At 39.4% G+C, this 9,444-nt stretch carries 11 protein-coding genes; 4 read left to right on the top strand and 7 right to left on the bottom strand.

Going from position 1 to position 9,444, the window contains the following annotated elements:
- Positions 1–197 precede the first annotated feature (197 nt).
- The 7 genes from VIH09_RS05690 to VIH09_RS05660 form a co-directional block, all read right to left on the bottom strand.
- Positions 198–1,058: a DUF808 domain-containing protein gene (locus tag VIH09_RS05690; protein ID WP_331578776.1), complete on the bottom strand. Its 861-nt coding sequence runs from the start codon at positions 1,056–1,058 to the stop codon at positions 198–200.
- Between the two features lie 80 nt (positions 1,059–1,138).
- The gene (locus VIH09_RS05685; protein WP_331578774.1) at positions 1,139–1,822 is read right to left on the bottom strand and encodes a nitroreductase family protein; all 684 of its coding nucleotides are present in this window, start codon (positions 1,820–1,822) and stop codon (positions 1,139–1,141) included.
- A 163-nt stretch (positions 1,823–1,985) separates the two neighbouring features.
- On the bottom strand, positions 1,986–2,945 hold the full coding sequence (locus VIH09_RS05680; RefSeq protein WP_331578772.1) for a DUF6695 family protein: 960 nt from the start codon (positions 2,943–2,945) through the stop codon (positions 1,986–1,988).
- Between the two features lie 11 nt (positions 2,946–2,956).
- Positions 2,957–3,571: a sterol desaturase family protein gene (locus tag VIH09_RS05675; RefSeq protein WP_331578770.1), complete on the bottom strand. Its 615-nt coding sequence runs from the start codon at positions 3,569–3,571 to the stop codon at positions 2,957–2,959.
- Positions 3,572–3,630: 59 nt separating this feature from the next.
- Positions 3,631–4,062 carry a VOC family protein gene (locus VIH09_RS05670; protein ID WP_331578768.1) on the bottom strand — a complete coding sequence of 144 codons (432 nt, stop codon included), beginning with the start codon at positions 4,060–4,062 and terminating at the stop codon, positions 3,631–3,633.
- Between the two features lie 54 nt (positions 4,063–4,116).
- Positions 4,117–4,767, bottom strand: a complete 651-nt coding sequence (locus VIH09_RS05665; protein ID WP_331578766.1) for a dienelactone hydrolase family protein — start codon at positions 4,765–4,767, stop codon at positions 4,117–4,119.
- A 38-nt stretch (positions 4,768–4,805) separates the two neighbouring features.
- The gene (locus VIH09_RS05660; RefSeq protein WP_331578764.1) at positions 4,806–5,441 is read right to left on the bottom strand and encodes a phosphoribosyltransferase; all 636 of its coding nucleotides are present in this window, start codon (positions 5,439–5,441) and stop codon (positions 4,806–4,808) included.
- 364 nt (positions 5,442–5,805) lie between these two features.
- On the opposite strand from VIH09_RS05660, the gene VIH09_RS05655 reads away from it, so the two are divergent.
- From VIH09_RS05655 to VIH09_RS05640, 4 genes are all read left to right on the top strand, one after another.
- Positions 5,806–6,702, top strand: coding sequence for a MerR family transcriptional regulator (locus tag VIH09_RS05655; RefSeq protein WP_331578762.1), 897 nt, complete (start codon positions 5,806–5,808; stop codon positions 6,700–6,702).
- Positions 6,703–6,737: 35 nt separating this feature from the next.
- Positions 6,738–8,207, top strand: coding sequence for a phytoene desaturase family protein (locus tag VIH09_RS05650; RefSeq protein WP_331578760.1), 1,470 nt, complete (start codon positions 6,738–6,740; stop codon positions 8,205–8,207).
- A gap of 2 nt (positions 8,208–8,209) precedes the next feature.
- Entirely contained in the window at positions 8,210–9,049 is an 840-nt protein-coding gene (locus tag VIH09_RS05645; RefSeq protein ID WP_331578758.1) for a phytoene/squalene synthase family protein, read from the top strand.
- A gap of 48 nt (positions 9,050–9,097) precedes the next feature.
- A partial coding sequence (locus VIH09_RS05640) for a carotene hydroxylase (protein ID WP_331578756.1) occupies positions 9,098–9,444 on the top strand: 347 nt, incomplete at its 3' end.

The following is a 9,444-nucleotide window of genomic DNA, read 5'->3' as shown; positions in this document are numbered from 1 at the left end:
AACCAACGATATTATTCTTTTCAGCCGCCACGAAATGCCACGATTTTTCGTCGTTCATTTCCCAAGCGTGATCCGGAACACCTATTGGTCGCAGTAAAATTTTGTTTCGCACTTCCCTTTCTGATTGGTATAGGGCATGCTTTGTGTCAATCAATTGTATCGAAATCATTGCGTTTTTTATTTAGCGGATGCTTTATTTATTTCTTTTTAATCATTTTTTTAAAAAGGGAAACGATAATCAAGGCTATTGTGCCGCCAATCAAGCCGACGATGAATTCTTTTAAAACATCGGGCAAGCTGTCTAAAAAATGATGCAAGAATTCGATGTTATGAACGAATATTCCGCCAGCCACCAGTAATAATGCAATTGTGCCTACAAATGATAATATTTTGATGACTTGTGGCAATGCATTAATCAATAGGCCTCCCGTAAATTTTGCTATAGAATTGTTTCTGTTTTTCAAAGTAAGCCCTAAATCATCCATTCTCACAATAAGTGCCACGATTCCGTAAACACCGACCGTTGCCAAGAAAGCAATAAAAGTTACCACAAGACTTTGGTTTAAAATTGGTTGTCCCAGTACGGTGCCCAATGCAATTATCACTATTTCTATTGATAATATGAAATCGGTTACAATAGCTGATTTTATTTTGTCCTTTTCAAGTAGCAATATCTCCGCTTCGGTCAGAGGTTTAATTTCGATTCTGGTTTCTGTGGGATTATGGGGGACTAGGTATTCGTGTATTTTTTCGGCCCCTTCATAGGCTAGATAAATCGCGCCGAGCACCAGTATTATGGTGACGACCCAAGGCACAAAAGCGCTCAACAGAAAAGCCAAAGGCAGAATGATTAATTTATTTAAAAAGGAGCCTTTTGTAATCGCCCATAAAACCGGGATTTCTCTCGAGGAAACGAATCCGGAAGCCTTCTCGGCATTAACGGCCAAATCATCACCTAAAATGCCGGCTGTTTTTTTTGTGGCAACTTTACTCAAAACGGCAACGTCATCCATAAGCGCTGCAATATCATCTAATAGGGCAAAAAATCCTGAGGCCATATATTTGTTTTTTTGTTTGTAATTTTTGGGGTAAGATCTTCTTTTTTACCGGAATGGTTTCTGGAGGGGATCAAGTTTTTTTAATAAAAAACACAAATGTCTTTCAGTTCTTTTCGTTTTATATCCGGAACCCAGCATTCCTCTGCGGGATAACCCACGGGAATTAACAAAAAGGGCTTTTCGTTTTCGGGACGGTTCAGCGTTTTGCTTAGGAAATTCATTGGGCTGGGAGTATGGGGCAAAGCGACCAATCCTGCATTGTGAATGGCGGCCAACAAAAATCCTGTAGCCAAACCGACGCTTTCCTGAACATAATAATTATTTTTCTTTTTTCCCTCGTTGCCAAATTCATAGATGCGCCTAAAAACGATTATCAGGTAAGGGGCCGTTTCCAAAAAAGGCTTGTGCCAGTCCGTCCCCAATGGTTTTAAGTCTTCCAGCCAATCGCTCGACATCCGGGATTCGTAACTTTCCAATTCCTCCTCTTCGGCGGCGATGCGTATCTGTTTTTTGACTTCGGGATTTGAAACCACACAAAAGGTCCAGGGTTGTTTGTGTGCACCGGAAGGGGCCGTTGAAGCGGTTTTTACCAAGTCCTCGATTACTTGGCGCGGAACTGCTCTGTCTGAGAATTCCCGAACAGAACGGCGGTTGTCCATAAAATCGTAAAAGGATTTGGAGCGCTCCAGCATTTCCTGGTCCGTCAATATGGGTTTGCTATAGGAGATATATGGGTATTCTTCAATATATTTTTTATCTGGCATTTTGAATAAATTTGGACTTTTGCTAGACCCAAATATAATTAAATTATTGGTGTTTCCTTAGTTCATTTCCGTTATACATTTGGTTCGTTATTTGAATTTTGCGGCTGCAAATTTTCATTCACCCGATTCAAAATCAGAACAGGATTTCGAGATTGGAATTAGTCTAGTCCTCTTTTAGGAATTCGAATAACTCATTATCCTGGATAAGCGTCACTTTGGAACAATGCGACAAGTGCGAAAAGGCAAAATATTTTTTGGCATCGAAGAAACCAATACTGCACATTCTGAATTTCCCGCTACATTCTAGGATGCCTTCCGATGAATATCGGTTTACTAGATACCTATGGTCAATTGGCTGCAAGCAGAACCAAGCCCCCGCAACTTCGCCTGCTAACCATTGGCTGTCCTGTGGAATATTTTCAGGTATTGGCGGTGCAGGAAGCGTGCCCTTTACAGTTTCTTTGGTGTATAATGTGTTAATGTGACGAAGCCGTTTTTCTCGATTTTCAGTTTCGGCATTTTCAGGGATGATGATTTTATCCGAAAGAAAGTTAACATTGGTTATTGGCATTGGCTTGAATGGCCATAAAAAGCGGAGCTTAAAACTATATTTTAGTGCGGGCGCTCCCGCCAAAATACCGTTTCTCACAAATCGGCAACAATTAATACCGTTAATCACGAACGGACCAAAAGGAATGGCGTCCCTACTTTGCAGTTCTTTAATCTTGGATTTCGAAGAGTCAATATTGACGGGGCAATAGGAGGCGTACAAAGGTCCGGTACCGAAAGTAGTTTCGTTGTTCTGTATTTCGTTCAATAGTTCCTTAATATTGGCAATTTTATCGTCGGTGAACTTGGCCTTGGCATGTATTTTAAGATTTACGTCGGTAGAAATGTCCCTAATCCGACCGTGCTGATAAGGAGCATGGTATCGCCCGCAATCAAAATAAGAGCAATTGCCTGAGGTAGCGTCAACCAATACCAATGAAGCGTGGCCCACTTTGTACTGGTAGTTTTTGTTATGACCTATCCAACGCATCGGGGCATCATACCAAGAACCCGGCTGCTTACCGGTGAATTCCGGCCATGCGATTGCAATTGCCATTCCATTGTAGCTGCTCATCTTGAACGATTTTAAGTTTGTTTACTTCTTTTTTCAATCGGCATTGTCCTAAAAATAATATCCCAAAGCGGGGTGGTCACACCATAAGCCTCGCGATCATTCTTGAAATGGTGAATGTTATGGTGCTGCCACAGAAACCGGAATACGTTTTTTGGAGGCCGTCTGGTGTGAATCAGGTAATGGACATAGAGATAGAAAGAATATCCCAAAAGAAATCCGGGAAAAAAGAAATAGGCATAATTCCCCATCACCAACCAAAAAATGGAGAAGAATAATGCCGCTAGCGTTATGGACAATGGAAGCGGCATAGCAAGACGCTGCTTGTCGCTGGGAGTCGCATGGTGGATTCCGTGCATCTTGAACTGCCATTCTTGTTCATTTGTATAGTCACCGGAATGGAAAACGAAACGATGAATCAGGTATTCGGCAAGGGTGAAAAATAAAATTCCCAAAAGTAAGATCGCAAACATTAAAATCAATTTCAATTCATGAAAAATTGCCCCGTAGACGAATACGGTCACGGATATAAGCGCCAAAATCGTGATTACAACCGCGGAATTCGTCCGTGTCAATTTTTCCAATAATGGATTGTCAAAAAGTTGAATGTTCTTTTTCGGATTTTTCATGTTTATCAATTTTAATTGACTTTCAACTCCTTTTGCATCATGTGGCCTGATTCTTTTTGCTATTGTTTTTTCTGAAAACTCACCATCCAGTTAATACCGAATTTGTCCGTGAACATTCCAAAATAAGCGTCCCAAAAAGTGTTATCCATAGGCATTGTGACTTTTCCGCCCTCTGATAATGCCCCGAATAATTTGTCAGCTTCTTCTTTGCTTTCGGAATCGATGGAAAGTGAAAAATTGTTCCCGAAAATCGTTTTATTTCCAAATCCTTCGATGTAATCATTGCCCATTAGACTGGTTTCTTTGCTTATTGGCAACGAGATATGCATTATTTTTTCAGCATCCTGCGCAGAAAATTTTCTGCCGTCCTTTGAAGGCATCTCTTTATACTTTCCAACGTAGGAGTATTCGCCTCCAAACACGGATTTGTAAAAATCAAAAGCTTCCTTACAATTGCCGTTAAATACCAAATCCGTATTTATTGTTGCCATGGTCAGTTGTGTTTAATTCTATAAGTATTTTGGGTTTTTATCGAAAATCTAAATTCAAGAGGACATCTCTTTGATGACCAAATGTCTTTTGTACCAGCTAATGGCTAGATTCGCTACTTCCAATAACTTTCCGGGTTCCTCAAAAAGATGGGTCGCTCCGGGAACGATTTTCATCTCTTTCACTGAGCGCAACTCATCAAAGGCCATTTTGTTCATCCCTATGACGGGAACATCCATCCCGCCCACGATCAATAGGGTAGGCGCCGTCACCTGACGCAAGGCGCTCAGGGCCAAATCAGGCCTGCCGCCACGCGAAACAACCGCTTTGATGGTTTCCCCGAAATAGGCTGCCGCCCGCAGTGCCGATGCCGCGCCGGTGCTTGCTCCAAAATACCCGATAGGCAAGCCTTTGACCTCGTCGTATTCCATAAGCCATTCTGTGGTTTCTATCAAACGGCTAACCAGCAGGTCAATGTTGAATCTGTTTTCGTAAATCTGGTCTTCTTCCTCGGTAAGCAGGTCAAATAATAGCGTTCCTATGTTTTGCTTCTGTATCAATTCGGCAACCATTCTGTTTCTGGTGCTGAATCTGCTGCTGCCGCTGCCGTGCGAAAAAACAACAATCCCGGTTGCGTTTTCAGGAATTACCAGGTCCCCCTTCAGTGTGACGGAAGTTAAAGGGATGTCTATTTCTAATTTTTTCATCTTGAAAAGTTTTAAAAAATGATACTTCATCACCGTTTTTACTCAATTGGGTTGGGCACGTTCAGCATTCGCATTACTTCATCATCTTCCACTTGGTAAAAGTTCTCGTAAAAGCCACCCACGCCCCTGAAATGTATGGAGGCAATGAGATAGACAAATTCATCCGTGTTTTCCTCGAAGGTTTTTACTGTGTCATAGGGTAAAACTGGAACCGCAACGATGATTTTTGCCGGTTTTTTTTTCCGCAACATCGCCAGAGTTACTAATAAGGTGTTTCCGGTTGCTATCCCATCATCCACAACGATGACATTTTTGCCCGCAAGTTCTATGGGGTCGCGGTCACCTCTGTACAGTTTGTATTTTTCCTGCAACAGTTCCCGTAATCGAATGGTTTCCTTTTCTATGTATTCTTTAGGGACGTCAGGGTGTTGGTCGATTATCGCCGAATCCAGGGATACGGCACCGATGGCAAATTCTTTATTGAAGGGATGCCCGATTTTTTTGGAGAGTACAATGTCTAATGGGAGATGGAGCCTTTTGGCTATCTCGTGACCAATGGGCACGCCGCCTCTTGGTACTGCAAGAACAACCGAATTGCTGTCCTGATATTTTTTTAATTTCTCGGAAAGCAAAAAACCCGCCTCCATTCTGTCTTTTAAGATCTCGTTATACATGACTCTAAGTTTTATTTGAAAATAAGACAACTACTATCATAAAGGTACTGATTTTCAGATAGTTTGAATAGTAATTTCTAAACTTATTTAATTTTTTCAGTCGAAATTGCTATAAAAAAAAGCGTATTTTTTCGCATCGTTTTTAACAACTAAAAACTATTCCTACAAAGGTTGCTTTAGCTGCTTCTATATTTTTTGAAAAACCATACTTTCAGTAGGTCCGTTCGGAGCTCTGTGGAGGGCCTTTTAAACCCAGTGAGTTGCGTTATTTCTGTTTTAATGCGCATTAAAGGCAATCCGCCTCAATTATTTGAGATTTATTAAATAATTTATTTTACATTTGTTTAATAAATTATAATAAATCATGAACAATGTAAAAAATGTTTTTAGCATTAAAGATCTCGAAAATCTTTCAGGCATAAAGGCACATACGATACGGATTTGGGAAAAACGATACAATGTACTGAAACCCATGCGTACGGATACAAATATTCGGCTGTATGATTTAGCCAGTTTGCAAAAACTGTTAAATATCGTTTTGTTACATGATTACGGATACAAGATTTCTAAAATCGCATCCTATTCTGAAGATAAAATCCCTTCGCTCGTTAGAGAAATAATATCTTCTAAAAATTCCAAAAATCACGCTATTAGTGCTTTTAAGATGGCAATGATGAACTATGACGAGGAATTGTTTCTCAATACCTACAATTGGTTAATTGCGGAAAAGTCATTCAAGGAGGTATTTCACGAGGTATTTATACCTTTATTGGAAGAGCTGGGTTTATTATGGCAAACGGATACGATCACACCTGCTCACGAACATTTCATCAGTTATTTAATTAAGCAAAAATTATTGACAAACACGGAAAAACTGCAGGTTTTAAAACGAACAAAATTTGACACCGTTTTTGTGCTTTCGCTTCCAATGAATGAAATTCATGAATTAGGTTTAATGTATTTGAATTATGAAATTTTGTTGCATGGATACAAGTCGATTTATCTCGGCGAAAGCATGCCAATTGATAATTTGAAAGATGTAAAAAAACATTTCCCCTCCATAATATTCGTTTCCTATCTTACTGTTCAGCCTGAAAGAGATGTCATTAATGAGTATGTCGGAAAAATGGCAGAAGAACTGCTTGACGAAAACACGGAATTATGGTATTTAGGCAGACTGGCCGGGGATATTGAAAGAAAAGGGATTTCAGATAAGATCTCCATTTTTGATTCGATAACGGAATTAGTGGAGAAATTGTAGTTTTTGTTTAAACAATTTGTATATTTGCTAAACAAATGAAAAAGAAAATTAGAATTATTGGCTCGGGGTTTTCGGCATTGTCCGCTTCATGCTATCTGGCTAAGAGCGGGCATGAGGTTACCGTTTTTGAAAAGAACACATCAATAGGAGGAAGAGCCCGGCAATTGAAAAAAGAGGGCTTCACATTTGATATGGGGCCTAGCTGGTACTGGATGCCTGATGTTTTCGATCGCTTCTTCGCTGATTTCGGGAAGAAAACCTCCGATTATTATGAGCTCATAAAACTGTCGCCGGCTTATCGGGTTTATTTTGGCGAAAATGAATTTATTGCCATCGCCGATAATTTGGCGGAAATCGAGGCCACTTTTGAATCGATTGAGAAAGGAAGCGGAAAAGTTCTCCATGAATTCATCATCGAGGCCAAGAGCAATTACGATATCGCAATCAAGGATTTGGTTTATCGCCCTGGTGTTTCGGCATTAGAACTTGTGACCGTGGAGACCACTAAAAAATTAGGACAATTTTTCAGCAATATAAGTCGTGACGTTCGCAAAAAATTTAAAAACGAAAGGTTAATCCAAATTTTGGAGTTTCCCGTTTTGTTTCTTGGGGCAAAACCGTCAGATACGCCTTCGTTCTACAGTTTTATGAATTATGCCGATTTTGGTTTGGGAACCTGGCATCCCAAGACGGGAATGTTTGACGTGGTTCGTGCGATGGAAAACTTAGCGAGAGAATTGGGTGTGATATTCCATACCAATTCAAACATTGAAAAAATAATTGTAGAAGGAAAAATGGCTAAGGCGATAGTCGTTAATGGAGAAACCATATTTTCAGATATCATATTGAGTGGGGCCGACTACCATCATACGGAAACCTTATTGGATATCAAGCATAGGGCTTATTCAGAAGAATACTGGGAAAGCCGTGTATTTGCACCGTCGTCTTTATTGTTTTATGTGGGTTTTGACAGGAAAATTGAAAATATCTCGCATCATGCCTTGTTTTTTGATGTTGATTTTTATCAGCATGCAAAAGATATTTATGATGATCCGCAGTGGCCAAAGGAACCATTGTTTTATGCCAATTTTCCGTCTTTGACCGATAAAACTGCCGCGCCAGAAGGTATGGAATCAGGGTTTTTTCTCATTCCATTGGCTCCCGGGATTAATGATACGGAAGAGTTAAGAGAGGAATATTTTAATAAAATTATAGATCGTTTTGAGGTTTTAACGCAACAAAGTATAAAAAAGAATATTATCTTTAAGTTGTCATTTTGTAAAAACGACTTTGTTAAAGAATATAATTCTTACAAAGGGAATGCATATGGAATGGCGAACACTTTGATGCAAACCGCTTTTTTAAGACCCAAACTAAAAAGCAAAAAGGTTAGTAATTTATATTTCACCGGACAATTGACCGTGCCGGGACCTGGTGTCCCTCCCGCACTAATATCAGGAAAATTAGTGTCAGATTTGATAAACAAGCAATTTTTAGAGCAATAATTATGAAGCAATTATTTGACGATGTATCTTTCAAATGCAGTAAAATAGTCACTAAAAACTACAGTACTTCATTCTCATTGGCAGTATATATGCTTTCGCCAAGTATCAGGGATGCGATTTATAGCGTGTATGGATTTGTTCGTTTTGCCGATGAAATTGTAGATTCATTTCATGGTTACGACAAAGAGGATTTGATTAATGATTTTGAAAAAGAGTATTACAAGGGAATTGACAGGGGCATAAGCTTGAATCCCATCTTGAACTCTTTTCAGCAAACGGTAAAAAAATATAACATTACCGATGACATGATTCAGTCTTTTTTGAAAAGCATGAAATTGGATTTAATCAAATCAGATTACAACAGTAGGGCGGAATATGACGATTATATTTACGGTTCAGCTGATGTTGTGGGTTTGATGTGTCTGAAGGTTTTTGTGGATGGGAATGATCAAAAATATAATCAGTTAAAAGACGAAGCCATGCGTTTGGGTTCTGCCTTTCAGAAAGTTAATTTCTTACGTGATCTTAAAGATGATAATTTGATACTAAACAGGAATTATTTTCCTGGAGTGGACTTAAACTCCTTCGATGAAAAAGCTAAAAAGGCCATTATAAATGAAATCGAAGAGGATTTTAGAGTTGCCTACCAGGGAATCCTGAAACTGCCTATCGAAGCTAAATTTGGCGTTTATACCGCATTTGTCTACTATAAAAAGCTTTTGAAAAAGCTAGAAAACACGCCTTGCCACGAAATTGGGAACGAAAGGATACGGGTTTCCAATTACACTAAAGCGGGATTACTGGCGCAGTCTTTCGTGACCTACAAATTGAGATTGGTTTAAGAAATGCACTTATTTTTAAAATGTATATTTGTAAATAAATAAAAAACAATGATTTCCTTTTTAATATTTTTAAGCGTCTTCCTTTTCATGGAATGCGTGACTTGGATGACTCACAAGTACGTTATGCACGGATCGATGTGGTATTTCCATTCCGATCATCACCAACCCAAATATGCCAACGTTTTCGAACGAAACGATATCTTTTTTGTGATTTTCGCAGCACCCAGCATCGCTCTTTTTTACTTTGGCGTACAGGGCGGCATGAACTATCTGTTTTTCATCGGACTCGGGATCACATTTTACGGATTTTGTTATTTCATGATACATGATGTCCTGATTCACCAGCGGTTTAAGTGGTTCAAAAACACCAATAACAAGTACTTGATCGGCTTTCG

The sequence above is a fragment of the Flavobacterium sp. genome (assembly GCF_036515215.1).
In the GTDB taxonomy this organism is placed as follows: Bacteria; Bacteroidota; Bacteroidia; order Flavobacteriales; family Flavobacteriaceae; genus Flavobacterium.
Note: the sequence above shows the minus strand (reverse complement) of the source record. Positions and strands in the feature narration are given on the sequence as shown.

What these genes read in the sequence shown, in the direction of transcription:
- VIH09_RS05690 (WP_331578776.1), bottom strand. Translation starts at nt 1,058, where the DNA reads ATGGCCTCAGGATTTTTTGCCCTATTAGATGATATTGCAGCGCTTATG.
- VIH09_RS05685 (WP_331578774.1), bottom strand. Translation starts at nt 1,822, where the DNA reads ATGCCAGATAAAAAATATATTGAAGAATACCCATATATCTCCTATAGC.
- VIH09_RS05680 (WP_331578772.1), bottom strand. Translation starts at nt 2,945, where the DNA reads ATGAGCAGCTACAATGGAATGGCAATTGCAATCGCATGGCCGGAATTC.
- VIH09_RS05675 (WP_331578770.1), bottom strand. Translation starts at nt 3,571, where the DNA reads ATGAAAAATCCGAAAAAGAACATTCAACTTTTTGACAATCCATTATTG.
- VIH09_RS05670 (WP_331578768.1), bottom strand. Translation starts at nt 4,062, where the DNA reads ATGGCAACAATAAATACGGATTTGGTATTTAACGGCAATTGTAAGGAA.
- VIH09_RS05665 (WP_331578766.1), bottom strand. Translation starts at nt 4,767, where the DNA reads ATGAAAAAATTAGAAATAGACATCCCTTTAACTTCCGTCACACTGAAG.
- VIH09_RS05660 (WP_331578764.1), bottom strand. Translation starts at nt 5,441, where the DNA reads ATGTATAACGAGATCTTAAAAGACAGAATGGAGGCGGGTTTTTTGCTT.
- VIH09_RS05655 (WP_331578762.1), top strand. Translation starts at nt 5,806, where the DNA reads ATGAACAATGTAAAAAATGTTTTTAGCATTAAAGATCTCGAAAATCTT.
- VIH09_RS05650 (WP_331578760.1), top strand. Translation starts at nt 6,738, where the DNA reads ATGAAAAAGAAAATTAGAATTATTGGCTCGGGGTTTTCGGCATTGTCC.
- VIH09_RS05645 (WP_331578758.1), top strand. Translation starts at nt 8,210, where the DNA reads ATGAAGCAATTATTTGACGATGTATCTTTCAAATGCAGTAAAATAGTC.